General features: G+C 68.9%; 27 protein-coding genes. 15 read left to right on the forward strand and 12 right to left on the reverse strand.

What is annotated here, in order from left to right; all coding sequences use genetic code 11:
* Positions 1-22: 22 nt before the first annotated feature.
* Together NKG96_RS07055 and NKG96_RS07060 are read right to left on the reverse strand one after the other, a co-directional pair.
* Positions 23-703 (reverse strand): O-methyltransferase, encoded by a 681-nt coding sequence (locus NKG96_RS07055; RefSeq protein WP_254537809.1) that lies wholly within the window; start codon positions 701-703, stop codon positions 23-25.
* Between the two features lie 276 nt (positions 704-979).
* Entirely contained in the window at positions 980-2,233 is a 1,254-nt protein-coding gene (locus NKG96_RS07060; protein ID WP_254537810.1) for a M20 family metallo-hydrolase, read from the reverse strand.
* A 137-nt stretch (positions 2,234-2,370) separates the two neighbouring features.
* Here NKG96_RS07060 and NKG96_RS07065 point away from each other — a divergent pair, with 137 nt between their 5' ends.
* Positions 2,371-2,586: a hypothetical protein gene (locus tag NKG96_RS07065; protein ID WP_254537811.1), complete on the forward strand. Its 216-nt coding sequence runs from the start codon at positions 2,371-2,373 to the stop codon at positions 2,584-2,586.
* Between the two features lie 5 nt (positions 2,587-2,591).
* On the opposite strand, the gene NKG96_RS07070 is transcribed toward NKG96_RS07065, so the two are convergent.
* Positions 2,592-3,632 (reverse strand): NAD(P)-dependent alcohol dehydrogenase, encoded by a 1,041-nt coding sequence (locus NKG96_RS07070; protein WP_254537812.1) that lies wholly within the window; start codon positions 3,630-3,632, stop codon positions 2,592-2,594.
* A gap of 106 nt (positions 3,633-3,738) precedes the next feature.
* On the opposite strand from NKG96_RS07070, the gene NKG96_RS07075 reads away from it, so the two are divergent.
* From NKG96_RS07075 to NKG96_RS07085, 3 genes are all read left to right on the forward strand, one after another.
* Positions 3,739-4,593, forward strand: coding sequence for an alpha/beta fold hydrolase (locus tag NKG96_RS07075; protein WP_254537813.1), 855 nt, complete (start codon positions 3,739-3,741; stop codon positions 4,591-4,593).
* A 79-nt stretch (positions 4,594-4,672) separates the two neighbouring features.
* A complete protein-coding gene (locus NKG96_RS07080) occupies positions 4,673-5,728 on the forward strand; it encodes an amidohydrolase family protein (RefSeq protein ID WP_254537814.1) in 1,056 nt (351 codons plus the stop codon).
* Positions 5,728-6,531: an iron-sulfur cluster assembly protein gene (locus tag NKG96_RS07085; protein WP_254537815.1), complete on the forward strand. Its 804-nt coding sequence runs from the start codon at positions 5,728-5,730 to the stop codon at positions 6,529-6,531. The genes NKG96_RS07080 and NKG96_RS07085 overlap by 1 nt, the downstream gene beginning before the upstream one ends.
* A gap of 14 nt (positions 6,532-6,545) precedes the next feature.
* Here the strand turns inward: NKG96_RS07085 and NKG96_RS07090 are convergent, their stop codons facing one another.
* Both NKG96_RS07090 and NKG96_RS07095 read right to left on the reverse strand, forming a co-directional pair.
* Positions 6,546-7,118 carry a thioredoxin family protein gene (locus NKG96_RS07090; RefSeq protein ID WP_254537816.1) on the reverse strand — a complete coding sequence of 191 codons (573 nt, stop codon included), beginning with the start codon at positions 7,116-7,118 and terminating at the stop codon, positions 6,546-6,548.
* A 51-nt stretch (positions 7,119-7,169) separates the two neighbouring features.
* On the reverse strand, positions 7,170-8,954 hold the full coding sequence (locus NKG96_RS07095; RefSeq protein WP_254537817.1) for an acyl-CoA dehydrogenase family protein: 1,785 nt from the start codon (positions 8,952-8,954) through the stop codon (positions 7,170-7,172).
* Between the two features lie 110 nt (positions 8,955-9,064).
* Between NKG96_RS07095 and NKG96_RS07100 the strand changes: the two genes are divergently transcribed.
* Positions 9,065-9,973: a hypothetical protein gene (locus tag NKG96_RS07100; protein WP_254537818.1), complete on the forward strand. Its 909-nt coding sequence runs from the start codon at positions 9,065-9,067 to the stop codon at positions 9,971-9,973.
* A 4-nt stretch (positions 9,974-9,977) separates the two neighbouring features.
* On the opposite strand, the gene NKG96_RS07105 is transcribed toward NKG96_RS07100, so the two are convergent.
* The 3 genes from NKG96_RS07105 to thyA all read right to left on the reverse strand — a co-directional run bounded on the left by NKG96_RS07105 (position 9,978) and on the right by thyA (position 11,724).
* Entirely contained in the window at positions 9,978-10,163 is a 186-nt protein-coding gene (locus tag NKG96_RS07105; RefSeq protein WP_438267404.1) for an HVO_2922 family protein, read from the reverse strand.
* A gap of 65 nt (positions 10,164-10,228) precedes the next feature.
* Entirely contained in the window at positions 10,229-10,723 is a 495-nt protein-coding gene (locus NKG96_RS07110) for a dihydrofolate reductase (RefSeq protein ID WP_254537819.1), read from the reverse strand.
* A complete protein-coding gene (gene thyA, locus NKG96_RS07115) occupies positions 10,723-11,724 on the reverse strand; it encodes a thymidylate synthase (protein WP_254537820.1) in 1,002 nt (333 codons plus the stop codon). The genes NKG96_RS07110 and thyA overlap by 1 nt, the downstream gene beginning before the upstream one ends.
* A 101-nt stretch (positions 11,725-11,825) precedes the next feature.
* On the opposite strand from thyA, the gene NKG96_RS07120 reads away from it, so the two are divergent.
* From NKG96_RS07120 to NKG96_RS07140, 5 genes are all read left to right on the forward strand, one after another.
* Positions 11,826-12,161, forward strand: a complete 336-nt coding sequence (locus NKG96_RS07120; protein WP_254537821.1) for a cupin domain-containing protein — start codon at positions 11,826-11,828, stop codon at positions 12,159-12,161.
* 66 nt (positions 12,162-12,227) lie between these two features.
* Complete coding sequence (locus tag NKG96_RS07125; protein ID WP_254537822.1) at positions 12,228-13,514, forward strand: beta propeller repeat protein; 1,287 nt, start codon at positions 12,228-12,230, stop codon at positions 13,512-13,514.
* 54 nt (positions 13,515-13,568) lie between these two features.
* Positions 13,569-14,339 (forward strand): creatininase family protein, encoded by a 771-nt coding sequence (locus NKG96_RS07130; protein ID WP_254537823.1) that lies wholly within the window; start codon positions 13,569-13,571, stop codon positions 14,337-14,339.
* An 81-nt stretch (positions 14,340-14,420) separates the two neighbouring features.
* The gene (locus tag NKG96_RS07135; protein ID WP_254537824.1) at positions 14,421-15,086 is read left to right on the forward strand and encodes a helix-turn-helix domain-containing protein; all 666 of its coding nucleotides are present in this window, start codon (positions 14,421-14,423) and stop codon (positions 15,084-15,086) included.
* Between the two features lie 46 nt (positions 15,087-15,132).
* A complete protein-coding gene (locus NKG96_RS07140) occupies positions 15,133-15,711 on the forward strand; it encodes an MBL fold metallo-hydrolase (protein WP_254537825.1) in 579 nt (192 codons plus the stop codon).
* 362 nt (positions 15,712-16,073) lie between these two features.
* On the opposite strand, the gene NKG96_RS07145 is transcribed toward NKG96_RS07140, so the two are convergent.
* Together NKG96_RS07145 and NKG96_RS07150 are read right to left on the reverse strand one after the other, a co-directional pair.
* The gene (locus tag NKG96_RS07145) at positions 16,074-16,883 is read right to left on the reverse strand and encodes an ATPase (protein ID WP_254537826.1); all 810 of its coding nucleotides are present in this window, start codon (positions 16,881-16,883) and stop codon (positions 16,074-16,076) included.
* Positions 16,880-17,143 (reverse strand): DUF5827 family protein, encoded by a 264-nt coding sequence (locus NKG96_RS07150; RefSeq protein WP_254537827.1) that lies wholly within the window; start codon positions 17,141-17,143, stop codon positions 16,880-16,882. The genes NKG96_RS07145 and NKG96_RS07150 overlap by 4 nt, the downstream gene beginning before the upstream one ends.
* Positions 17,144-17,238: 95 nt before the next feature.
* Here NKG96_RS07150 and NKG96_RS07155 point away from each other — a divergent pair, with 95 nt between their 5' ends.
* A complete protein-coding gene (locus NKG96_RS07155; RefSeq protein ID WP_254537829.1) occupies positions 17,239-17,652 on the forward strand; it encodes a DUF7522 family protein in 414 nt (137 codons plus the stop codon).
* Positions 17,653-17,690: 38 nt separating this feature from the next.
* On the opposite strand, the gene sod is transcribed toward NKG96_RS07155, so the two are convergent.
* Both sod and NKG96_RS07165 read right to left on the reverse strand, forming a co-directional pair.
* Positions 17,691-18,302, reverse strand: coding sequence for a superoxide dismutase [Mn] (sod, locus tag NKG96_RS07160; RefSeq protein ID WP_254537830.1), 612 nt, complete (start codon positions 18,300-18,302; stop codon positions 17,691-17,693).
* A gap of 122 nt (positions 18,303-18,424) precedes the next feature.
* Positions 18,425-19,840: a cryptochrome/photolyase family protein gene (locus NKG96_RS07165; protein WP_254537831.1), complete on the reverse strand. Its 1,416-nt coding sequence runs from the start codon at positions 19,838-19,840 to the stop codon at positions 18,425-18,427.
* A gap of 71 nt (positions 19,841-19,911) precedes the next feature.
* Between NKG96_RS07165 and NKG96_RS07170 the strand changes: the two genes are divergently transcribed.
* The 4 genes from NKG96_RS07170 to NKG96_RS07185 all read left to right on the forward strand — a co-directional run bounded on the left by NKG96_RS07170 (position 19,912) and on the right by NKG96_RS07185 (position 23,519).
* Complete coding sequence (locus NKG96_RS07170; RefSeq protein ID WP_254537832.1) at positions 19,912-20,331, forward strand: DUF4440 domain-containing protein; 420 nt, start codon at positions 19,912-19,914, stop codon at positions 20,329-20,331.
* A gap of 30 nt (positions 20,332-20,361) precedes the next feature.
* Positions 20,362-21,129 carry an SDR family NAD(P)-dependent oxidoreductase gene (locus tag NKG96_RS07175; RefSeq protein WP_254537833.1) on the forward strand — a complete coding sequence of 256 codons (768 nt, stop codon included), beginning with the start codon at positions 20,362-20,364 and terminating at the stop codon, positions 21,127-21,129.
* Positions 21,130-21,245: 116 nt separating this feature from the next.
* Complete coding sequence (locus NKG96_RS07180; RefSeq protein WP_254537834.1) at positions 21,246-22,631, forward strand: ABC transporter substrate-binding protein; 1,386 nt, start codon at positions 21,246-21,248, stop codon at positions 22,629-22,631.
* Entirely contained in the window at positions 22,632-23,519 is an 888-nt protein-coding gene (locus NKG96_RS07185; protein WP_254537835.1) for a branched-chain amino acid ABC transporter permease, read from the forward strand.
* The last annotated feature ends 19 nt before the right edge of the window (positions 23,520-23,538 follow it).

Raw genomic sequence — 23,538 nt, forward strand, 5'->3', positions numbered from 1 at the left:
GCGGGTCCCGTACTAACCTTTGTTACGGATTCCGTGCGAGCCGATGACTTACTGCAACCCCCTCGCCGACCGGAAGCAGCCCCGTCTCGAACTCGTCTGCGTTGTGGACAGCCGCGAGGTACTCCGCGACGCCGCGCGTAGCGTCGGTCGTCTCGATGTCCTCCCCCGCGACGAGTTCGACGAGCGCGTCGAAGTCCATCGGCCCGGCGGTCATCGCGTTGTCCGCGACGACCACGCCACCCGGTGCGACCTTCTCCCGGACCGCCTCGAAGGCCTCCGCGTAGCGCTCCTTCTCGTTGTCGACGAGGACCACGTCGAAGGGGCCGTCGTACGACTCGACGACGTCGAGGGCGTCACCTTGCTCGATGACCGTCCGGTCGCTGAAGCCGCCACGCGAGAGGTAGTCGGCGGCGCGCTCGCAGTTCTCGGCGTCGAACTCCGTCAGCACCACCTCGCCGTCCTCGGGGAGCGCGCCCGCGAACCAGTACGCCGAGTAGCCGAACCCGGAGCCGAACTCGAAGATCCGGCGGGCGTCGACCATCCGGGCGAGCAGGCGGAGCCACCCGCCGACGGCGGGGCCGACGGTCGGAAACCCCGTCTCCTCGGCGTAGGCGTCCATCTCCGCGACGATGCCGTCGCTCCGCGGGCCGACCAGCCGCGCGAACCGCTCGATGCGCTCGGGTACCACGTCGGTGTCGCTCATGGGGGGCCGTTCGACGCGCGGCGAGAAATAGCCGTGGCCGGGGCTGGCGGGTGAGTGGCGGGCAGGCGACGCGGCGGCGGGTGCTCGCGGCTCGAACGCGAGCGGGTCGCGTGGTGGTGCGTCGCGCTCCGGGGCGAGAGGGGTCGTCTCGCCTCGGTCCGGGACGGGTGTCCCGCGGGACACCACACGACGGCGGTCAGGTCACGGCGGGACTGGCCGCGGTCCCGTACTTGAACCTTCGCGCGCCGTCACGAGTTCGACTCGCGGCCGAGTCTCTCAGTCCGCGCCCGCGAGGTCTGCGAGCGCTCCCGCGAGGACGCGCGTCGCGGCCGCACAGTCCGCCCAGTCGGTCCACTCCCCGGGCGTGTGCGAGAGGCCGTCGCGCGAGGGGGCGAAGAGCATCCCCGCGTCGGTGACGTCCGCGACGTACATCGTGTCGTGGGCGGCCCCGGAGTGCATCCGTCGTGTCCCGATACCGGCGCGTTCGCCCGCCGCCTCCGCCGCGGTTAGACAGCGTTCGGCCATCGGCGTCGGTTCGAGGTCGAACCCCCGCTCGAACGTCGTCTCGACGCCACGCGCCGATTCGAGGCGCGCGAGGTCCTCGCGCGCCCCCGCACAGAGCGCGTTCATCGACTCGTAGTCCGTGCTTCTGACGTCGACGCCCATCTCGACGCGACCGGGAACGACGTTCGTCGCGTTCGGGGCGACGGAGAGTGACCCGACGGTACCGACCGCCGCCGGGTCCTCTCGCGCCAGTTCCTCGGCGCGCGCCTCGACGTCGAGGACGAACTCGCTCGCCGCCGCCAGCGCGTCCGTCCGCTGGTCGCGACCCATGGGCGTCGCGCCCGCGTGGTTCGCCTCGCCCGCCACGACCGCCTCACAGTGCGTGATACCCGTGATGTCGGTGACGACGCCCACCTGCGTCCCCGTGGACTCCAGTTCGGTGTGCTGTTCGACGTGGAGTTCGAGCCACGCGTCCCACGCGCCCGCGCCGAGTCGCCCCTCCCCGCGGAAGCCGATGTCCGCGAGTGCCTCGTCGAGCGTCCTCCCCTCGTCATCCGTGAGGGCGAGGGCGTCCTCGACCGACCGGGAACCGCTCGCCACTGACGACCCGAGCAGACCGGAGGCGAACGTCGTGCCCTCCTCCTCAGTGAACGAGACCACCTCGATCGGGCGTTCGGGGCGGGCGTCCGCCGCCTGCATCGCGCGGACGGCTTCGAGGGCGGCGTAGACGCCGAGCGGTCCGTCGAAGATGCCGCCCTCGGGGACGGAGTCGAGGTGGCTCCCCGCAGCGACGGGTGCGGCCGCCGGGTCGGCGCTCTCGGGCGTCCACCGTCCGGCGACGTTCCCCACCGCGTCGACCCGAACGTCGAGTCCCGCCGCCGCCAGTCGCTCGACGAGGTACTCGCGCGCCTCGCGGTTGGCCTCGCTCCCCGTCGTGACGGTCCGGCCGTGGCCGGGCCCGTCGACCGCTCCGAACTCGCCGGTCCGTTCGATGTCCGCCCGCAGCCGTGATTCGTCGACGTTCATACCCCGCCGTTGGGGCGGGGGTGTGGTGAGGGTTCGGAAGTGAGTCTTGGTAACACGGTAGGCCGTCACGCGTGAGTACGGAGCGTGACGCCCCGTCTCGCGCGGACCTTATCCGTACGGAGAATAAATCTGAACGCATGACACACGTCGAGTCCGCAGCGACCGTCCAGATTCTGAGTATCGCCGCCATCCTCCTCGGGGAACTGGCCGGCGTCTCCACCCTGAGCACCGCCGGCGCCCTCGCGTTCGCCCTCGCACTGGTCGGGGCGTTCGTCGTGATGACGTTCGACCTCGCCCGGGGGACACGCGACTGGGCACGCCTGAGCGACCACGTCACGGTCCTTCGGAGGTAGTCGCCCTACGGGACGATGACGGCCCGTCCCTCGATTTCACCGTGTTCGAGGGCCTCGGCCACGTCGTTCACCTCGTCCAGCGAGTAACGCGAGGTGCGCAGTTCGACCTCGCCGCTCTCGACGAGGGCGACGAGTTCCTGCAGTTCCGTGTACTGGCCGACGAGCGTCCCCTTGAACGAGAACTCGCCATTGACCAGCGCCTGCGCCGGTTCGTGGACGTGCCCGCCGTAGCCGATGACGTGGTGGTCGCCGCCCGCCGAGACGATGTCCGGGGCCATCGAGAGCGTCGAGTCCGCCCCGACGAAGTCGAGGACCTGCGGGGCCATCCGCCCGTCCGTGAGCGACTCCAGTTCGGCGGCCACGTCGTCGCTGCTCGGGTCGAACGTGTGGGCCGCCCCGAGGTCCTCGGCGAGCGACCGGGCCTCCTCCTTCACGTCGAGGGCGACGACTTTGGCGGCGCTCATCGCGTCGAGACACTGCAGGCCGATGTGCCCGAGGCCGCCGACGCCCACGACGACGGCGTAGTCGCCGGGGACGAGTTCCCGGACCGCCTTCTTCACCGCGTGGTAGGCCGTGATGCCCGCGTCGGCGTGCGGCGCTATCTCGGCCGGGTCGACGCCGTCGGGGAGCGGGATGACCGACCGTTCGCCGGTGAGCAACTGCTCTGCGAACCCGCCGTCGCGCGAGAGGCCGGGGAACTCGACGTTCTCGCAGTACATGTCCTCGCCCTGCCGGCAGGGGCGACACTTCCCACAGGGGACGACGGGGTGGCAGATGACCTGGTCGCCCTCCGACACCGTCGTCACCTCCTCGCCGACCTCGACGACGGTCCCGGCGTTCTCGTGGCCGAGCGTCATCGGGAGGTCCTGTGGCATGTACTGCTCCCACATCCCCTCGATGACGTGGTTGTCCGTCTGGCACCACCCCGCGCCGTCCACCTCGATGACGACGCCGTTCGACCGCGTTATCTGGGGTTCGTCCACCTCGTCGATGGAGAGCGCACTGCTCATGTCCTCGGTGTACTCGTGGAGTCTCGCGGCATCCATGGTAGCGTTGGGCACGTTCGCACACGGGGACGAAAACGTCTCGGGTTGCGGGGGTCGCGCCCACAGGCACCAGTCACATCACCGGAGCGGTCGTGGGTCGTATCCCATGTCCGAGTACGACGACTGGACGGACGCGCAGGACAGCACCACGGTGACCGTCGACGGCCACGACCTCGACGTGGCGTACGTCGACGAGGGGGAGGGCGGGGACGGCGAGAACCCCGTCGTCTTCCTCCACGGTATCCCGACGAACTCCTTCCTCTTCCGGGGGCAGGTCCCGGCTATCGCCGAGGAGCGCCGGGTCGTCGCCCCCGACATGGTCGGGTACGGGGGCTCGGCGATGCACGACGGCTTCGACCGCTCCATCCGCGCACAGGAGGTCGCACTGGTCGGACTGCTGGACGACCTCGGTATCGAGACGGTGGACTTCGTCGGTCACGACCTCGGCGGGGGCGTCGGCCTCCGCCTCGCCGCGCACGACCCCGACCGGGTCGACAACCTCGTCCTCTCGAACTCGGTGGCCTACGACTCGTGGCCCATCCAGACCATCACCGACGTCGGCCTGCCCGAGACGGCCCGGGACAACAGCGTCGAGGAGATACAGGGGATGCTCGACGGCCTCTTCCGCGACACCCTCTACGGCGACGATGCCGACGAAGCGTTCGTCGAGGGGATGAAGGCGCCGTGGAACTCCGAGGAGGGCGTCGTCTCGCTCTGCCGGGACGCCTCCGGGACGAACACGAGCCACACGACCGAAATCGACCCGAGCGACGTGACGGCCAACACCCTCCTGCTGTGGGGACTCGAAGACGAGTTCCAGCCGGTCGAGTGGGCCGAGCGGCTCGAATCGGACATCGACTCCGCCGAACTGGTCGGACTGGACGAGGCGAACCACTGGGTTCCCGAGGACCGAACCGAGGCGTTCCGCGACCATCTCGCGGAGTTCCTCCTGAGCGGCTGAACAGTCATCCTTCAGTGTCTTTCTCCGCTGGGAATCCGAACAAAGAATAATGCGGGTCGGTGTCGTGGCCTGTGATACCATGTATCGACATCAGGGCGAGGACGTGTTCGTCGTCGACGCGCACATCCACAACTGGGACGCCAGCGAGGAGAACATCACCCACGAGGGCGGCGAGCAGTTCATCCAGTGTTTCTACGACTACCACACGACGTTCACCCCGGAGGAACGCCAGTGGGACATGGAGACCTACCGGAAGTACGGGGCCGAGAAACTGCTGGAGGACGTGTTCCGCGACGGCTACGTCGACATGGGTATCTTCCAGTCGACGCACCTCCACGAGTTCTACGCGGAGGGGTTCAACACCGTCGACGACAACGCCGAACTCCTCGAGGAGTACCCCGAACGGTTCGTCGTCAACGGGCGGTTCGACCCGCGCGACGGGGAGGCGGGCCTGAAGGAACTCGAACGCCAGAAGGAGGCGTACGACATCAGCGGCGTGAAGGTGTACACCGCCGAGTGGAAGGGCGACTCGAAGGGGTGGCGACTGGACAGCGAGGAGGCCTTCGAGTACCTCCAGAAGTGCGTCGACCTCGGCATCGAGAACGTCCACCCCCACAAGGGACCGACCATCCGCCCGCTGAACCGCGACGCCTTCGACGTGAGCGACGTCGACGACGCCGCGACCTCCTTTCCCGAACTCAACTTCGTCGTCGAACACGTCGGTCTCCCCCGACTGGACGACTTCTGCTGGATCGCCGCACAGGAACCCAACGTCTACGGCGGCCTCGCCGTCGCCGCCCCGTTCGCCCAGAACCGCCCCGAGAAGTTCGGCGAGATACTCGGCGAACTGCTGTGGTGGCTGGGCGAGGACCGCGTCCTCTTCGGGAGCGACTACGGCATCTGGGAACCCGAGTGGCTCATCGAGGCCGTGATGGACGCCGAACTCACGCCCGAACAACGCGCGGAGTACGGCGTCGAGTTCGACCTCGAGACCAAGAAGAAGGTGGTGGGCGAGAACGCCGCGGAACTGTACGGTATCGACATCGAGGCGAAGAAGGAACAGTTCCGCGACGACGAACTGAGCCGGCGCTTCGACATGGGTGCGCGCTACGACGGCGCGGCCGCGGACGACTGATGAGCGCCGATTCGCCCGCCCCCGACGACGCGGACGCCGACTCCGCGACGCCCGGCGTCACCCGCGAGGCGGTCCTCGCCGCCCTCGACGGGGTGACCGACCCCGAACTCGACGAGTCGGTCGTCGAACTGGAGTACGTCCAGTCCGTCGAGGTGGCCCTCCCCCGAATCCGGGTCGCGTTCCGCCTCCCGACGGCGTGGTGTTCGCCCGCCTTCGCGTGGATGATGGCCAGCGACATGCGCGCGGCCTGCGAGTCGCTCGACGGCTGTGAGCGGGCCCGAGTTCGCCTCACGGACCACCTCCACGGCGAGGAGATAACCGAGGGAGTCAACGCGGGCCGGGCGTTCGAGGACGTCTTCGAGGACGCCACCGAAGGGGTCGAGGCCGTCCGCGAGGTCCTCGACGGGAAGGCGCGCCTCAAGCGCCAGTACGACGCGGCCGAGGCGCTCCTCGATTCGGGCTGTGACCCCGAACAGCTCGCGACCTTACGGAGGGGCGACGTGACGCCGACCGGCGACGGTCGGGTCGCGGTCTGTCTCGACGGACTGGCGGTGTTCGCAGACGGGGAACCGGTCGAACACTACATCGAGAAGGCGGTCGAGGTGGGCGTCGCCACCGACCCCGACCACCGCCTGTTCGCCACGCCCGAGGGCACGGACATCGACCCCGACGCCTTCGAACTCGTCCACCGACGGGCGCGACTGGCGAAGACGAACATGAGCGGGCAGGGGGCGGTCTGTGACGGTCTGCGCCGGTCGCGCTACGGCGAGGACGACGGCGGGGAGGGCCTCACGGGCGACTGAACACGGCTCCCCCGTTATTCGTCTTTCCACTTGATGGAACAGCCACGCGAGGGCTTCGCCTCGCGTTCGACCGGCCCGCCCGAGAGGACGGTGTCGATGACCTCGCGCATCTCGAAGCCGGGTTCGCCGGAGGGGTCCTCGTCGGGGTTCGTCGCGTCGTCCAGTCGCCCGTGGTACTCCAGCAGGAACGACCCGTCCTCGACGGAGAACAGGAACGGGTCGGGCGTGCAGACGGCCCCGTACGTGCGGGCGACCTCCTGTGACTCGTCGCGGAGGTAGGCGTCGTAGTCGATGGTGCCGTCCGCGACGAGTTCTTTCATCTGGTCGAAGGAGTCGTCGGGGTACTCCTCGGCGTCGTTGGGGTTGATGCCGACCACCGCGACCTCGTCGTAGTCCGCCGCGATGGCGTTCAGCGTCTCGAACTTCGCCTTCGCGTACGGGCAGTGGTTGCACGTGAACACCAGCAGGAGCGCCTCGTGGTCCGCGAAGTCGCCCAGTGCGTGTTCCGCGTCGTCGGTCCCGGGCAGTCGGAAGTCGGGCGCGACGTCGCCGCGTTCCAGCGTCTGCTCGGATTCTTTCATGACCATGAGGGGCCTTGGAGCGCCGACGAAAAGGGCCTTTCCCGCGTCCGGCCCCACTCAGTCGTCGGCCGCGGCGGTCCCCCCGACCAGCGACTCGGGCGGGACGCTCGCGTGGCGGACGATGGCGTCGAACGCCTCGGTCGCGCGCCGGTCGCCGCTCGTGATGCCCCGCGCGTCCCCCCGCCCGAACTGCTCGGCGACGAACTCGCGGGCGACGAGGGCGCGGCGGGCGTCCCCGCGTTCGGCGATGTCCTCGTCGGCCATCGCCAGCAGTTCGGCGGCCGTGAACACGTCGTAGACGTAGTTGGCGAGTTCCTTCGCCTGCAACTGGGCGTACTCGACGTCCTCGCTGGCGAGCGTCGCCATCGCGTCCTGCAGGTCGGCGAACTCCGCCTCGACCGTCTCGACGGCGTCCGCGAGGGCGGGGTGGTCCACCGAGTCGAGGCGCTCGCGCACCGCGGGGACGAACACCTCGTGGGCCGCCTCTCGGTCCAGCACCCGAAGGACGTCCAGCGAGAGGACGTTCGAGGTGCCCTCCCAGATGGGGAGCACCTGCGCGTCCCGGAGCATCCGCTCGGTGGTGAACCCGGAGACGTAGCCGTTCCCGCCCAGCACCTCGCAGGCGTAGGAGGCGGTGTCGACCACGTCGCGGGCGGTGCGGAGTTTGGCGATGGGGACGAGCAGGCGCATGAGGCGGAAGGCGTCCGAATCGTGTCTTTCCTCGGACCGTCGGTACTCGTCGAGCAGCCGACTCGCGGCGAAGACGAACGCGCAGGCCCCCTCGTAGCGGACGCTCGTGTCCGTCAGGTCGCGGCGCACCAGGGGATACTGGTCGATGGTGTCGCCGAACGCCTCGCGGTTCGCGGCGTGGACCTTCGATTCGAGGAGACAGCGACCCATGATGCCGACGGAGGCGGAGGCGTTCGACAGGCGCTCGAAGTTGAGCATCTCCGTCATCTGCCGGAAGCCGTTCTCGGGGTCGCCCACCAGATACCCGGTCGCGCCGCGCAGTTCCACCTCGCCGGTGGGAACCGAGAGCGTCCCGAGTTTGTCCTTCAGCCGGCGGTACAACTGGTCGTTGAGTTCGCCATCGATACTGTGAGGTACGAGGAACAGCGAGAGGCCCTTCGTCCCTTCGGGTGCGCCCTCGCGCCGGGCGAGCACGAGGGTCCCCTCGGCGTCGACGTTCGAGCAGAACCACTTCTCGCCGGTGAGGCGGTAGACGCCGTCCTCGTCGGTGGGTTCCGCGACGGTCTCGTTCGCGCCGACGTCGCTCCCACCCTGTTTCTCCGTGAGGAACATCGCGCCCTCGACGTACACCTCGGGGTCGTCGCTCGTGAGTCGCTCGAAGTACGACTCGAGGACGCCGCCGTCGCGTCCGAACTGGTCGAGGACGAGTGCCGCCCCGACGGTCATCGACGCCGGGCAGACGAACCCGGGGTCGGCGTACGAGAGGAGGGCCTCCATCGTGATGGCGTGTGTGAGACCCAGTGGTTCCTCGCGGTTCTCGGGCGCGTGGAACACGTCGTGGGCGAGGCCGTACTCGCAGTAGGTCGCCCGTTCGGTGTCGAGGAGCGCGGGGTGGTACTCGACGTGGTTCTGCACCTCGCCGTCCCGGTCGTAGGTGTCGAGTTCCGGCGGGTGGCGCTCGACGGTCTCCGAATTGTCGACGATTCGGGTCCCCGTCTCGGCCCCTAGCGAGTCGAGTCGGTCGTCGGCCCACGAGAACTCCCCGTCGGGGTACGCGCGGCGAGCGGCCGCCCGGAGGGTCCGGTCCAGCGACCAGTAGTTGCAGTCCCGGCCCGCCTCCAACGTACCGTAGTCGATGGGGTCACGTGACATGTCACCGCATTTCGCGACGCGGGTCTTAGTTCCGCGGGAACAACGGACGACAACGTCGAAGTCGTTCACGGTTGACAAGAGGTTTACCGGTCGAGCGCCGAGGGCCGACGATGCCCTCCACGACACGACGCGCCCTCCTCGCGAGTGCCGCGAGCGGCGGTCTCCTGCTCGCGGGCTGTTCGACGTCCCCGCTCTCGGAGTCCGAGTCGGGACCGACCTACCAACTCGTCGTCCGGTCGTTCGACGGGACGCTGAGCGAGGCGGCGCTCTGGTCGCCGGGGTCCCCGTTCGACGACACCCGCGAGCGCGCGCTCGACACGCTCTTCGAGTCCGGGTCGGTCACCGCCACGGGGTACGAACCGGTCCCGGACGGGGTGTACGTCGAACGCGACGGGACCTACTACGAAGTCGCCACCGTCCTCACGGGTCGAGAGCGCGTGGAACGACCAGTCGTCCGGTTCGACGCGCTCCCAGAGGAAGAATCGGAGTCCGTCTCGGCGACGCGGGCCGAGTCTCTCCCCCGCGTCGACGAACGGGTGGCGAAGATACTCCACGTCCACGAGCGAAGCGGCGGGTCCCATCCGACCGACCTCCTCGACGACGGGGGCTACGTCCTCCGGTACCCCGCCGAGCGCGAGGGGGCGTACACCGCGTCGGACCCGGTCGAACGGGTCCGTATCCACGGCCGGGTCTACCGCGTGCGCGTCGCCACCGAGACGCTGGCAGAACCCGTCTACACGGCGCACGCCATCGAGGTAGCGGGGACGGAAGCCGCGTTCGCCGACGTCGCCACCGCCTCGATAGTCGACGAGACGGTCGACCCCGCGACGCTCCCCGAGGGGGCGCGCGACCTGTTCCGGCGTGCGCTGGCGGCGGACGGTGTCAAGGAGACGAGGCCGTTCTCCGACGCGTTCGCGGCGCTCCTCGACGTTCTGGGTCTCGGCGACGAGGCGACGAACGGCCGGCACGTCCTCTACGGCGGGGAGCCGTACCGGTACGCGCTGTACGTCAACGACTGATGGGCTACTCCACCTCCTCAACGCGCGCGTCCGCGGCGTTCGCCTTCACGCTCCTCAGTCCGGTCCGGGCGTCGGCCTTCCGCGAGTAGCCCTCGCCCGAGTCCGCGAGGATGTTCCCGTTGCGGTGGACGAGTCGCCAGCGCCACTCGCCGGCCTCGTCGCGGTAGAGTTCGAAGTGCGCGTCGCTCATACCCGGACGTCGTCGCCGGAGGGGATGACTCTTGGGCGCGGTGGCGTGGGGGTGCCCCGAGACGTTCAGTCGTCCCCGTCCCGACGCTCGTACGTCACGAACGCCAGTTCCCCCTCCTCCTCCCGCGCTACCTCCTTCCACGCCTCGCGGTCGAACGCGGGGAAGTGCGTGTCACCCTCCGGCGACTCGGGAATCGCCGTCAGGACGAGTCGGTCCGCACGCGGGAGGAACTGCTCGTACACGGTCGCCCCGCCGACCACGTAGACGGTGTCGCTCCCCGTCTTCGCCGCCAGTTCGAGGGCCGCCTCGACGGAGTCGGCGTGGACCGCCCCCGCGGGCAGGTCCAAGTCGCGGGTGCTGAGGACCACGTTCGTCCGGTCGGGAAGGGGACCGTCGATGGCGGCGACGATGCTCTCGTAGGTCCGCCGGCCCATGATTACGGGGAACCCCGTCGTCGTCTCCTTGAAGTGCGCGAGGTCGGCGGGGTAGTGCCACGGCATGTCGCCGTCCGCCCCGATGACGCCGTTCTCGGCGACGGCCGCGACGAGGACCACGTCCATCACTCCGCCACGGCGAACCGGATGCCCTCGGCCGCGTCGTACCCCGAGAGCGTGACGTCCTCGTAGGTCAACTCGTCGAGGGGTTTGTCCGCCACCTCGATGGTGGGCTTCTCGCGCGGTTCGCGCGACAACTGGGTCAACAGACCGGGGACGTGGTCGTAGTCCTCCTCGCCCTCGGCCTCGGCGGGGGCCGCCGATTCGACCCATTCGCGCACCGCGAGGTAGTCCTCTCGGTCCTCGACGTTCGCGAGGCGGGACTGGAGGTCCGGGAGGGCGTCGGCGTACCACTCGCCGCGCTCTCCCTGCCCGCAGTAGACGTGGGCGTCGACGACGGTGTGGGCGAACTCGCCCACCTCGAAGCCGGTCCGCTGGGCGATTGCGTGGGTGAGCAGGGAGTAGGCCGCGATGTTGAACGGAATCCCGAGGGCGATGTCGCCGGAGCGCTGGGTGAGGTGGCAGTTCAGGCGGTCGCCCTGCACGTTGAAGACGAACGTGTAGTGACAGGGCGGGAGGGTCGAGACGGTGGCGTTCGCGGGGTGCCACGCGTCGACGACGATGCGCCGCGAGTTGGGGTTCTCGCGGAGCGTGTCGAGGACGTACTGGATCTGGTCGAAGGTGCGTTCGTCCTCGTTCAGCCAGCGGTGGGCGTCGTCGGGCCACGTCTCGCCGGGCAGGCCCGACTCGGGGACCGGGTAGCGCCGCCAGAACCGCCCGTAGGCGGTGTCGAGGTGGCCCTCCTCGTCGGCCCACGCGTCCCAGATGCCGGTCTCCTCGCGGAGCGTCCGGATGTGCTCCTCCCCGGAGAGGTACCAGAGCAGTTCGTGGACCATGGAGTCCCAGCGAAAGCCCGAGAGGTCCTTCGTCGTCAGGAGGGGGAAGCCCTCCTGGAGGTCCACCCGGTAGTGCTGGCTGAACGACGAGACGGTGTCCACCCCGGTCCGGTTCGGCTTGTGCGTCCCGGTCCGGAGGGTGTCGGCGACGAGGTCGAGATACTGGTGCATGTGCCCGAGGTCTATCGGACCTCGGGCGAGCGCGGAATAAGAGGTTGCCGAACCAGTCGCCCCGCCACCACGTTGATACTCTCTCCCACGGAGGGTCCCGTATGACCTACCAGAAGGCGGGTATCGACGACGTCGACTCGGTGGTAGACGAGGAGTGGGGCGGGATGTGGTTCCTGCGCGACGCCCTCGGCTGTGAGACGGTCGGGCTCACGATACTGGAACTCGAACCCGGTGGGAAGAGCAAGGAACACGACCACGCCGACAGCGACCACGAGGAGGTGTACCTCGTCGCGGAGGGCGAGGTGGAGGTTGACTGCGACGGCGAGACGGTCACCCTCCGGGAGAACGAGGCCCTCCGCCTCTCGCCCGACCAGCGCCGACAGATACACAACCGAAGCGACGAGCGCGTGAAACTCGTGTTGGCCGGCGCGCCCTGAGTTCCGACGGGCCGGACTCGCGGGCCGAACGCTCTTCTGCCTGTCCCACGTCGGTCGGGACGACTGATGAGCACCGCCCAGGGCGAACGTCGGGACTTCCTCGCGTTCTACCGCGACTACGCACGGACGGGTATCCACGCCGCCACGACGGCCGCACTGACGGCCTTCGGTCTCCTCTCGACGGTCCACCCGGGGTTCATCGCGGTCGCTATCGCCGCCTACGTCCTCCCGCTGGTCTACTTCTACCTCAGCGACGACGGGCCGAGCGAGGCCGAGAGCGACGCGGGCCACGAGGCCGACGGCAGTACCGACACTGCCCCCTGGAGCGGGAGCGACCGGGCCGGGGACACCGCCGACGACCGTGGAGGCCACGGCGACGCGTCGGGGGGGACCGCGACGGGCGGTGACGGCGACGCGGACGCCGACAGCGACGGTGATACGGACACGGACGGCGATTCGGACACCGACACCGACACCGACTCCGACAACGCGTCGTCAGGCGAGTGGACGCCCGCGAGCGTCCCCTCCGACGCGACGCTCCACGCCGTCGCCGAGGCCGCGGACGGCCCCTACGCCGCCGGGGCGGACGGCGTCGTCCTCGCGCGACGGGGGACCGACTGGGAGGTGGTCGTTGAGTCGGGACCCGCCGCCGAGTCGAAGACCCTGCGCGGGTGTGCCGCCACGGACGACGACGAGGCGGTGTGGGTAGCGGGCGACGGCGGCGCGGTCGGCCGGTGGGGCGTCGAGGACGGCCGGATGGCCGACCACTCCGCGCCCGACGACGAGACGGGGACGTGGACCGACGTCGCCGTCACGGGCGGGGCGGGGTCGGAACACGTCTACCTCGTGAACGGCTCCGGCGCGGTGCTCCGGGGGCGCTACGTGGAACGGGAGATGACGTGGGACTCGCCGACCAAACCGGGGAGCGGGTCGAGTCTCTCCGCCGTCGAGTTCGCGGACGAGGTGGGGTACGCCTGTGACACGAACGCGACGGTCTTCCGGACGGAGGACGCGGGCGACAGCTACGACGTGCTGGGCGTCGAGGACGCCGGGTCGGGGTTCTCCGACGTGGCGGCGAGTGGCGAGACAGTCGTCGTGACCGACGACGAGGGGGGTGTGACGCGCTACGACGGGTCGGTCTGGACGCCGCGCCCGGTCGCGGACGGCCCCCTCACGGCGGTCGACCTGCACGGCGGACGGGGACTGGCCTGCGGCGAGGACGGTGCCCTGTACGAACTCGACGGCACCGACTGGGGGGCGCGGTCGGTCTTCTCCGACGCGACACTCCGCGACGTCCTCGCCTCGGGCGACCTCGCGGTCGGCGACGACGGGACCGTCCTCCACCGGGACTGAGCCGCCGGAGTGCCGACCGTGGGGCTTCTTGACGGGTCCCGCCGAACGCCCGGTATGTACCTGGCGGAGCACACGTGGGAGGAGTTGGGCGACTACTTCGCGGAGCACTCACTGGCGCTCGTGCCGACGGGGAGCACCGAACAGCACGGCCCGCACCTCCCCGAGGCCACCGACCACCTCATCGCCGAGGCGTACGCCCGCGAGGCCGCCGAACGGACGGGCTTCCTCTGTACCCCGACGGTGAACGTCGGTGTCAGCCCCCACCACCGCCAGTTTCACGGGACGATGTGGGTCGACGCGCCAGTCTTCCGCGACTACATGGAGTCGCTGGCGCGCAATCTCACCTACCACGGCGTCGACCGCATCGTGTTCGTCAACGCCCACGGTGGGAACATCCAGCACCTCCGGGAGGTGGGCCGCCGCCTGCGCGACGCGGGCGACGCCTACGCCGTCGAGTGGATGTGGGACGAGTCCATCCCGGACCTCGTGAACGACCTGTTCGTCCAGAACGGCCCCCACGGCGGGCCGAAGGAGACGGCGATGATCCAGTACCTCCGGCCCGAACTCGTCCGCGAGGACCGCCTCGAAGCGGCGCGAGACGGCGGCGTCGCCTCCGTCGAGGACGCCGGCACCGTCATCCACGGCTCGCGGACGTTCTACGACGCCATCGACAACACGGGCAACGGCGTCCTCGGCGACCAGACGGACGCCACCGCCGAGAAGGGCGAGGAACTGTTCGAGGCCGCGACCGACCAGCTCGTCCAGCTCTGCGAGTGGCTCGACGCGCAGGACCGCGAGGACCTGATGGCGAAGCCCCACGTCTGAGCCGGACACGAGGAGGCTACTCTCGGAAAGGGACTGGTGAAGTAACACCTTAGTCCTCTCACGGGGTTGAATAGTACAGCTATGGGTACGATGGCGGAGGTGTGCATCCCGGCGGACGAGTTCGCGTTACACCAGACGTTCCTCGACGCGCCCGATGCGCACCTCGACGTCCAGCGAGTCGTCGCGCACGGCCCGGACCGCGTCATGCCGTTCCTCTGGGCGACGGCCGACGACTTCGACGCGCTCGACCAGGCTCTCGACGCCGACCCGTCCGTCGAGGACGTCACACACGTCTCCGAGTTCGAGGACGAACGGCTCTACCGAATGGCGTGGGTCGACCGCATCGAACTGGTCTCTCACGCGCTCCTCGAGGAGGACGCGACCGTGTTCGAGGCCGCCGGTTCCCACGACGAGTGGCACCTCAGGCTCTTCTTCCCCGAACGCGAGGGCCTCTCTCGGACCCACGACATCGCGGAGGAAGGGGGCCTCACCCTGCACGTGGAGAAAGTCTACGAGTTGAACGAGGAGCGCCGGGACCGCTACGGCCTGACCGACCCGCAACACGAGACGCTCGTGGCGGCGTTCGAGAACGACTACTACGACTTCCCGCACGGCGTGACGACCGAGGACCTCGGCGAGCGCTTCGACATCTCCGCGCAGGCCGTCGCCGACCGACTGCGCCGGGGCCACGGCAACCTCGTCGAGGAGACGCTCATCGTCGGCCGAGGCGCGGACTTCGACGAGTAGCGCCGGAGTCGACACCCACAAACACCCGCTGGCCGTAGCCCCGCCCATGATCTACAACCTCGCGCAGGGCCAGCAGGTGTTCACGAGCAACGCCTTCCTCGTCACCGGCGAACGCACCGTCGTCGTGGACCCCGGCAACGACTTCGACGTGGTGAGCGCCATCCGGGAACACGTCGACGCCGTCGACGCCGTCGTCCTCACGCACACCCACCCCGACCACGTGGGCAACCTCGCCGCCGTCAAGGAGGCCTTCGGCGTCGAGGCGTGGGGCTTCGATACGAGTCAGGAGGGCGTCGACCACGCCATCGCCGACGGCGACACCATCCTGCTGGGCGACGACGAGTACCTCGCACTCCACACCCCCGGCCACAAGGACGACCACCTCTGTCTGTACGCCGCCGACCCCGGGGTGCTGTTCGCCGGCGACCTCGTCTTCGCGAACGGGAGTTTCGGGCGTACCGACCTCGAAGAGGGCCACCGCCCGACGCTCGTCGAGAGCATCGACTCCCTGAAGGGGGCGGTGAGCGAGGACCTCCGCGAGATGCACACCGGCCACGGGCCGAGCATCACGACGAACCCGTACCACGACATCGACCTCGCGAGCAAAGCGGCACGGATGGGCTGACCGGGCGAACCCTCAAGTGCGAGAACGGGACCACCCGCCCCATGACCTGACGACCCGCCCCGGGGTCGGTCGTGGTCGGTCCGCGAGGACGGCCACGCCGCGGGTGCGCGACGGACCGCCCCGGGACCGAACCAGTCGCCTGTTCGCTACGACTCGCCACGTTCCCCCACGCCACAGTTCCGAGCGGTGACGCCGCTCCATCGCCGTCACCGCTGGCACGGTCGAACCGCTCGAACCACCCGCCGAGTTCCGCCAGTCGGTGGACCACCCGGTCGACGGTCGTCAGGTCGCAGAAGGCGTTCGTCGGAGTCTGCTCCATCGCGCGTCCCCTCGCTCCGGCAGCGTACGGTTTCGCGAACGGCCTAGTCCAGCGCGGTCGCCACCAGTGCCCGGTAGGCGTGGTCGTTCGCCTCGGCGATGGCCTCGGGGTCCGACCGGACCTCGTCCGGGAGCGGTGCGAGCGTCGCCCGCGCCGTCGGCTCGATGAGTTCGAGGACGTTCCCGACGCGGACTTCGAGACGTCCCTCGCGGGCGCTCCCGCTCGCGACCGAACAGGCGTTCGCGTAGCGCCCGCCGTCGTAGAGACGGACGCGCGTCGGTTCCACGACGGCGACGGCGTCGGGGACGAACTCGGTCAGCGGCCGGGCGATGTCGGCGTAGGACTCCACGACCACCCGGTCGGCCGCCTCGACCCGGTCGGCCATCGTGTCGAGCGCGGGTCGGTGGAGTCGCTCCATCACCGCGTTGTACTCGTGGAGCGACGCGACCGTGGTGGCATCGTCGAGCGGGAGGGCGTCGCTGGCGCGCTCGGGGAGGTCGCGCGTCCCGTTGACGACGTACTCGTGCCCCCCGTCGAGGGTGACGCGGTCACAGAGGACGGCCCGCCCCTCGCGCCCGAGCAAGCCCTTTCCTTCGCCGGGGGCGGGGGTCCAGAGGCGGTGGACGGGGTTGACGGCCTCGGGCGACTCGCCGGAGACGGCGGCGAGTCGGCGTGCGTCCTTCCCGTAGAGTCGCCCGGCGTCGACGGCCGCACGGTAGTCGTCGTAGTCGAACCAGTAGTCGTTGCCCGCACGCGGCTTGACCGCGAGCGAGTCGGTGTGTGCGGCGAGCCCGACGGCGAAGGTGGTCTTGCCGGCGTCGACGCGGTCCGCTCCGGCGACGAGGAGCCTCATGCGAGGCCGTAGTAGCCGGGTTCGTCGTCGGCGTCGGGTTCGGCGAAGACGAACGCCTCGGCGTTGACCATCATCCACGGGATGGCCCAGTCGAGCAGGACGTTCTCCGTCTCCGCGTCGAGTTCCCGGCCGGGGTCGAGTCCCTGCAGGAGTCGGGCCACCTCGTAGACGGTGTACATCGTCTCCTCGTCGAGCACTTCGTCTGGGTCGCGGAAGTCGAGCGGGCGGAACTGCTCGAAGTCGGCTTTCGGGCGCGGCATACGCCGCGATAGGGCGGACGGGGGCATTAAGTACCACGGAGCGACCGCGCCGGCGAACGAGGGACACTTTTATTCTCCCACATCATCGGGTAGGTATGACCGACAGCGGCGGACCGCTCCTCGGGCCATTTCGCGCCTTCGGCGGCGACGCCCTCCGGGACGTCTGGGTGTTCGACGGCGACACGGAGTCCTGTCTCTTCATCCGCGACGACGTCACCGACTACCTCGAGGGACACGACCCGGAGCCGTACATCGACAACGAGCGCTACGGCTACATCACGCGCGACACGTACGAGGACCTCACGTACGCCAGCTACGAGTACACGGTCCGCGGGCTCGACGAGTTTGTCCAGTTCCGCACGTTCCTCGACGACGACACCGGGACGCGCTTCGGCGTGCTGGCCAGCTTCGACGTCAGGAGGGTCGACGACCGGTTCGGCGACCTCTACGAGCGACTGGCGAGCGTCGGGGAGGACGTGACGTTCGCGTCGCTGGGCGACCAGTCGTAGCGCGCAAAAAAACGGGAAGGTTCGCCTGCTGACTCGACTTACTCGAAGTGCTCGACGGACTTCTGGTACTGCTCCTCGGCGCTGTCCCAGTTGACGACCTCGAAGAACGCGTCGATGAAGTCGCCGCGAGACGGACCGTAGTCGTAGTAGTACGAGTGCTCCCAGACGTCGAGCGCGAGGATGGGGTGACTGCCCCAGAGCGCACCCTGGTCGTGCTTGTCGACGACGAGGTTGCGCAGTTGCTTGGCGACGGGGTCGTAGACGAGCAGCGCCCAGCCACCGGCGGCCGAGGCAGCGGCCTCGAACTCGCCCTTCCAGCCCTCGTAGGAGCCGAAGTCCTCCTCGATGCGGTCGGCGAGTTCGCCCGACGGCTCACCACCGCCGTCCTGGGACATGTTCTCCCAGAACAGCGTGTGGAGATAGTGCCCACTGCCGTTGTGGGTCACGTTGCGCATCGCACCGCCCGAGGAGCCGAAGTCACCGGACTCGCGGTTCTCGGCGAGCGTCTTCTCCGCGCTCTCGAGGCCGTTCACGTAGCCCTGGTGGTGGGTGTCGTGATGCCACGTGAGTACCTGCTCGGAGAGGTGCGGTTCGAGCGCGTCGTAGTCGTACGGTAGCGGCGGCAGTTCGGGGTTGGAATGTTCGGACATAAGTTGTACCTCCACCGGGTAGTTGGTCGGACGCCTGAAAAAGATTGAGGAGGAGGCGGTTCGGTCCCCCGAACTCGATTTACGTTGGAATTTCGATACGTTTCCTCCGGTTCCTCCTCTCGCTACTCCTCCGGGTCTTCCCCGCGGGCGCGCTTGAACATCGCCAGCGCCTGCTCCCGCCGTTTCGAGGGGTCCACGATGGGCGCGGGGTAGTCGGGGGCGAGTTCCTCGCGGCGTTCGTCGCTCAGTTCGTGCCACGAGTGGACGTCCTCGGGGTCGACATCGGCGAGTTCGGGGACGTACCGCTTGATGTACTCGGCGTCCGGGTCGTGGTCCTCGCCCTGCGTCGTCGGGTTGAAGATGCGGAAGTAGGGTTGGGCGTCGGTCCCGGTGGAGGCGGCCCACTGCCACCCGCCGTTGTCGTTGGCGGTGTCGTGGTCGGTGAGATGCTCGCGGAAGTGGTCGTACCCCTCGCGCCAGTCGAGCATGAGGTCCTTCGTGAGGAAGGAGGCGACGACCATCCGGAGGCGGTTGTGCACGAACGCCTCCTCGCGCAGTTGGCGCATCCCTGCGTCGACGAAGGGGTAGCCCGTCTCGCCGTCTTTCCACGCCCGCAACTCCTCGTCGTCCTCGCGCCAGTCGATTCCCTCCTCGTACTCCCGGTAGTTCTCCGTTACCACGCGCGGGTGGAAGTAGAGGACGTGGGTGTAGAACTCCCGCCACGCCAACTGGGACTGGAACTCCTCGACGGAGTCCTCGCTGTCGCCGTCGGGGGCGTCGTCCATCGCCCGTTCGGTGGCGGCGTACACCTCCCGGACGCCGACGGTGCCCCACTTGAGGTGTGCCGAGAGCCGCGAGGTACAGCGTTCCGCCGCCCGGTCGCGCTTCTCGGCGTAGTCGTAGATATCGGACTCGCAGAACGCCTCCAGACGCTCGCGGGCGGCCTCGTGGCCGGCGTCCTCGACGGTGGCCGCCGGTTGCTCGAACCCGAGGTCCTCGACGGACGGGAGGTCCTCGAACTCACCCGCCTCGGCGACGAGACGCCCGGATTCGGGCGGGTCGACCGGGGCGGCCTTCTCCCGGTCGCTCCACTTCTTCCAGAAGTAGGTGTACACCGAGTAGGGGTCGCCGTCGTTCGTCGTGATGGACCCCGGTTCGTGGTGGAGGGCGTCGTGGAACTGGCGGTGGTCCAGACCCGCTTCCGAGAGGGACTCGCGGACGGCCTCGTCGCGTTCCCGTGCCAGCCCCGAGTAGTCGTGGTTCCAGTACACGCCCTCGGCGTCGTGGGCCTCGGCGATTCTGGGTACGACCTCCGTCGGGTTCCCCCGCGCGAGCAAGAGGTCGCCGCCGCGGTCGCGGTACCACTCCCTGAGTCGCCCGAGGGCGTCCAGCATGTAGGCGACGCGCGGGGGGGCGGCGTGTGCCAGCACCGCGTCGTCGAAGACGAACACGGGGAGGACCTTCCCCTCGCTGGCGGCCTCGGCCAGCCCCACGTTGTCGTGTGCCCGCAGGTCGGCGCGGTGCCAGTGGAGCAACATGCCTCGTGGGAGGTCCGCGAGGGTCCTATAGGTCGGGATACCCGTATCCGTCTGCCGCACCTCTGGTCGGTATGTTCGACGCGTGTGAACGAGAGGTCCGGGGGTTCCACCGGTTCCTCGAGTCGTGGCTCGCGGGCGACTGTCCCGACACCGCAGCGCGGTTCGCCCGGACCGACGCGCTGGGTGCGCCCTTCGAACTCGTCTCGCCGGACGGCGGGCGTCGCGACCGGGAGACGCTCCTCGCTGACCTGCGGGCGGGCCACGGCAGTCTCCCCGGCCTCGCCATCGAGGTCCGGGACGTACGCTCCCGGGTGCAGACCGGTGACCTCGCGCTGATCACCTACGAGGAACACCAGCGTCGGGGGAGCGAGCGGACGGCCCGCCTGAGCAGTGCGCTGTTCGCCCCCGCCCCCGACGCGCCGGAGGGGGTGTCGTGGGTCCACCTCCACGAGACGTGGCTCCCGGACGGCGAAAACTCCCACGACGCGTAGTCTTATGTGAGCGTGGGTGCCACGGCGGCCATGGTCACCGACATGTTCGACCTGAGCGGGCGCGTCGCCGTCGTCACGGGCGGGAGCCGCGGCATCGGGCGGGCCATCGCACTCGGTCTCGCGGACGCCGGCGCGACAGTCGTCCCCACTGCCCGGAGCGCCGACGACGTGCAGGAGACGGTCGACCGCATCGAGGACGCGGGCGGGGAGGGCCTCGCCGAGACGGTGGACGTCGCCGACGTCGAGAGCGTCGAGTCGCTGTTCGACCGGGTGGGCGAGGAACTCGGCGGGGCGGACGTCGTTGTGAACAACGCGGGCATCAACCCCGGGAACGCGCTGGGGACGCCCGACCGGGTGGACCCGGAGGGCTTCGACACGGTGATGGACGTGAACCTGCGCGGGGCGTTCCTCTGTGCGCGGGCGGCGACCGAACACCTCCAGAAGGACGGCGGGTCCGTCGTCAACGTCGCCTCCGTGGGCGGCCTCGTCGGCCTCCCCCGCCAGCACCCCTACGTCGCCTCGAAACACGGGCTGGTGGGCATCACGAAGAGTCTCGCGCTCGACTGGGCCCCCGACGTCCGGGTGAACTGCCTCGCGCCGGGGTACGTCGCCACCGACCTCACGGAGGACCTCACGTCCGACGACGACCTGCGGGCGGCCATCCTCCGCCAGACGCCGCTGGACCGCTTCGCGGACCCCGAGGAGATCGCCGGTCCCGCCGTCTTCCTCGCCAGCGACGCGGCGAGTTACGTCACCGGGTCGGTACTCACCGCGGACGGCGGGTGGACGGCGCGCTAACGCCAATTATTGCTAGCACCCGACACTCTCTGGTAATATTTGCGTAAATTGCTACGTCGTCACGTGGTATCTTTCCTCAACATTTATGCCTGTTGTCTGGTAAGAACCGACGCGCAATGGTTAACGATGGAAACAGTCGCAGGGACGTGTCGAACGACGGGAACGAGTCTTCTGGACGGGGTGTGCGGCGGCGGGCCTTCCTCCGCGCCTCGGGTGCCGGCGTTGCGGGCGTCACACTCGCGGGCTGTGTGAGCACGGGCGGCGGAGACGGCGACGGCGGCAGTGACGGTAGCGGCAACGGTGGCGGTGACGGCAACACCACGGGGACGACGACCGGGTCCTCGGGCGGCGGGAGCCTCCCCAGTACGGTGAAGCTCGGCGTCCTCGCGCCCGAACCCTCCAACAACCCCATCGGAGCGTCCATCGCCAACGGGGCGAAACTCGCCGCGATGCAACTCAACGAGGAGGGGTCGGGGCCCGAGTTCGAAGTCGTCGTCAAGGACACGAAGGAGCAACCCGACACGGGCCGCTCGAAGTACCGGGAACTCACCATCGGCGAGGAGGTGGACATGACGACGGGCATCTTCACGAGCGAGGTGTTGCTCGCGGTCCTCGGCGATATCGCCGAGCAACAGACTGTCCACATGACCACCGGGGCGGCGACGCCGGAGGCGAGCTCTCGCGTCAACGAGAACTACGATCAGTACAAGTACCACTTCCGAACCGGTCCGCTCAACGCGTACCAACTGGGCGTGAACATGGTGGATTTCCTCACGGCGAAACAGCAGTCCCTCGGCTGGGAGTCCGTCGCCGTCCTCGTCGAGGACTACGAGTGGACGAAACCCGTCTCGAAGGCACTCGACGAGCGACTGGGCGACACGGGCGTCGAAATCGCCATGCGCCAGCGCTACGCCTCGGGCACGCAGAACTTCACGCCCATCTTCGACCAGGTGGAGAGTTCCGGCGCGGACGCCGCGTTCATCGCGATGGCTCACACCGGCACGCCCGCCGTCGTCTCGTGGGCACAGGAGCAGCGACCGTTCCACTTCGGCGGCATCCACGTCCCGATGCAACTGCCGCAGTACTACCAGTTGACCGACGGGGCCTGCAACTTCGGCGTCACGCAGAACTCCGCGACGCCCAAGAGCGAGGTGACCAAAAAGACGGTCCCGTTCGCCAACGCCTACAACGAGGAGTTCGGGAGCTACCCGGTGTACACCGGCTACATCACCTTCGACGCGGTCAAGCAGTACGCCGAGGTCATCAGCCAGGCCGGGAGCGTCGAGGCCGACCCGGTCATCCAGGGACTCGAAGGGTCCTCGTACACGGGGACGACGGGCACTGTCGAGTACTACCCGAAGGACGACGAGTTCGCCCACGACGTCGTCTACGCCGACGGGAAGGTCGACCCCGTCTACATGCAGTGGCAAGACGGCGACCAGGAGGTCATCTACCCGGACGCCCTCGCGACGGCGGACTACAAAGCCCCGTCGTGGCTGTAGATGTCCGGACTGCTCGTCCCGCTTCAGGCCGACGCTACCACGGTGCTGGTACAGATCGTCACCATCAGCGCCCTGTACGCGCTGGTGGCCCTCGGGTTCACCCTCATCTTCGGGGTCGGTGGCGTCCTGAACCTCGCGCACGGCGCGAACATCACCATTGGGGCGTTCGCCGCGTTCGTCGTCTCCTCCCAGTGGGGTCTGGGCGGCGTCGCGGGCCTGTTGGCGGCGTTCGTCGTCACGGGCGTTCTGAGCGGGGTCTACTACCTCGGACTCATCAAGCGTATTCAGGACGAACCCATCATGGTGATGATCATCACGCTCGTCACCGCCGTCGCCGTCGAGGAGGTCATCCGATTCATCTACGGCTCCCAGCCGAAGGTACTCCCCCTCGTCGACGGCCGGTTCATCATCGGAGGGTCGACCGTGACCTCCGCGACGCTGGTGGCGTTCGTCCTCTCGGCGCTACTCATCGCCGCCCTGTTCGCGTTCGTCAACTACACGCGACAGGGAAAGGCGCTGCTGGCGACGAGCATGACCCGGAAGGGCGCGGCACTGGTCGGCATCGAGGCCGACCGCATCAACCTGCTCGTCTGGGTCGCCGCGGGTGCACTCGCGGGCGTCGCCGGGGTGTTCCTCGGCGCGACACAGGGTGCCTCCTATGCGATGGGCCGCGGACCGCTAGTGCTCTCGTTCACCATCGTCGTCCTCGGCGGTATCGGCTCCATCCGAGGGAGCGTCCTCGGGGCGTTCATCGTGGGCACACTGGAGATTCTGACCGTCCAGTACATCGATTCGAGCCTCACGGGACTGACGCCGCTGCTGGTGCTGGTCGCCGTGTTGCTGCTCAGACCCGAGGGATTGTTCGGTCGCGAACTGGTGGAAGCATGACAACGACGCACACGAACGA

It is taken from the genome of Halomarina litorea (assembly GCF_024227715.1).
GTDB lineage: Archaea > Halobacteriota > Halobacteria > Halobacteriales > Haloarculaceae > Halomarina > Halomarina litorea.

Bases quoted from the DNA above. Each gene is read 5' to 3' on its own strand.
- NKG96_RS07185 (WP_254537835.1), top strand. From the start codon at position 22,632: ATGTCCGGACTGCTCGTCCCGCTTCAGGCCGACGCTACCACGGTGCTG.
- sod (WP_254537830.1), bottom strand. From the start codon at position 18,302: ATGTCCGAACATTCCAACCCCGAACTGCCGCCGCTACCGTACGACTAC.
- NKG96_RS07175 (WP_254537833.1), top strand. From the start codon at position 20,362: ATGGTCACCGACATGTTCGACCTGAGCGGGCGCGTCGCCGTCGTCACG.
- NKG96_RS07070 (WP_254537812.1), bottom strand. From the start codon at position 3,632: ATGGATGCCGCGAGACTCCACGAGTACACCGAGGACATGAGCAGTGCG.
- NKG96_RS07060 (WP_254537810.1), bottom strand. From the start codon at position 2,233: ATGAACGTCGACGAATCACGGCTGCGGGCGGACATCGAACGGACCGGC.
- NKG96_RS07105 (WP_438267404.1), bottom strand. From the start codon at position 10,163: ATGAGCGACGCGCACTTCGAACTCTACCGCGACGAGGCCGGCGAGTGG.
- NKG96_RS07085 (WP_254537815.1), top strand. From the start codon at position 5,728: ATGAGCGCCGATTCGCCCGCCCCCGACGACGCGGACGCCGACTCCGCG.
- NKG96_RS07055 (WP_254537809.1), bottom strand. From the start codon at position 703: ATGAGCGACACCGACGTGGTACCCGAGCGCATCGAGCGGTTCGCGCGG.
- NKG96_RS07145 (WP_254537826.1), bottom strand. From the start codon at position 16,883: ATGAGGCTCCTCGTCGCCGGAGCGGACCGCGTCGACGCCGGCAAGACC.
- NKG96_RS07165 (WP_254537831.1), bottom strand. From the start codon at position 19,840: ATGTTGCTCCACTGGCACCGCGCCGACCTGCGGGCACACGACAACGTG.
- thyA (WP_254537820.1), bottom strand. From the start codon at position 11,724: ATGCACCAGTATCTCGACCTCGTCGCCGACACCCTCCGGACCGGGACG.
- NKG96_RS07075 (WP_254537813.1), top strand. From the start codon at position 3,739: ATGTCCGAGTACGACGACTGGACGGACGCGCAGGACAGCACCACGGTG.
- NKG96_RS07100 (WP_254537818.1), top strand. From the start codon at position 9,065: ATGCCCTCCACGACACGACGCGCCCTCCTCGCGAGTGCCGCGAGCGGC.
- NKG96_RS07090 (WP_254537816.1), bottom strand. From the start codon at position 7,118: ATGGTCATGAAAGAATCCGAGCAGACGCTGGAACGCGGCGACGTCGCG.
- NKG96_RS07155 (WP_254537829.1), top strand. From the start codon at position 17,239: ATGACCGACAGCGGCGGACCGCTCCTCGGGCCATTTCGCGCCTTCGGC.
- NKG96_RS07140 (WP_254537825.1), top strand. From the start codon at position 15,133: ATGATCTACAACCTCGCGCAGGGCCAGCAGGTGTTCACGAGCAACGCC.
- NKG96_RS07180 (WP_254537834.1), top strand. From the start codon at position 21,246: ATGGTTAACGATGGAAACAGTCGCAGGGACGTGTCGAACGACGGGAAC.
- NKG96_RS07125 (WP_254537822.1), top strand. From the start codon at position 12,228: ATGAGCACCGCCCAGGGCGAACGTCGGGACTTCCTCGCGTTCTACCGC.
- NKG96_RS07080 (WP_254537814.1), top strand. From the start codon at position 4,673: ATGTATCGACATCAGGGCGAGGACGTGTTCGTCGTCGACGCGCACATC.
- NKG96_RS07110 (WP_254537819.1), bottom strand. From the start codon at position 10,723: ATGGACGTGGTCCTCGTCGCGGCCGTCGCCGAGAACGGCGTCATCGGG.
- NKG96_RS07150 (WP_254537827.1), bottom strand. From the start codon at position 17,143: ATGCCGCGCCCGAAAGCCGACTTCGAGCAGTTCCGCCCGCTCGACTTC.
- NKG96_RS07170 (WP_254537832.1), top strand. From the start codon at position 19,912: ATGTTCGACGCGTGTGAACGAGAGGTCCGGGGGTTCCACCGGTTCCTC.
- NKG96_RS07065 (WP_254537811.1), top strand. From the start codon at position 2,371: ATGACACACGTCGAGTCCGCAGCGACCGTCCAGATTCTGAGTATCGCC.
- NKG96_RS07095 (WP_254537817.1), bottom strand. From the start codon at position 8,954: ATGTCACGTGACCCCATCGACTACGGTACGTTGGAGGCGGGCCGGGAC.
- NKG96_RS07135 (WP_254537824.1), top strand. From the start codon at position 14,421: ATGGGTACGATGGCGGAGGTGTGCATCCCGGCGGACGAGTTCGCGTTA.
- NKG96_RS07130 (WP_254537823.1), top strand. From the start codon at position 13,569: ATGTACCTGGCGGAGCACACGTGGGAGGAGTTGGGCGACTACTTCGCG.
- NKG96_RS07120 (WP_254537821.1), top strand. From the start codon at position 11,826: ATGACCTACCAGAAGGCGGGTATCGACGACGTCGACTCGGTGGTAGAC.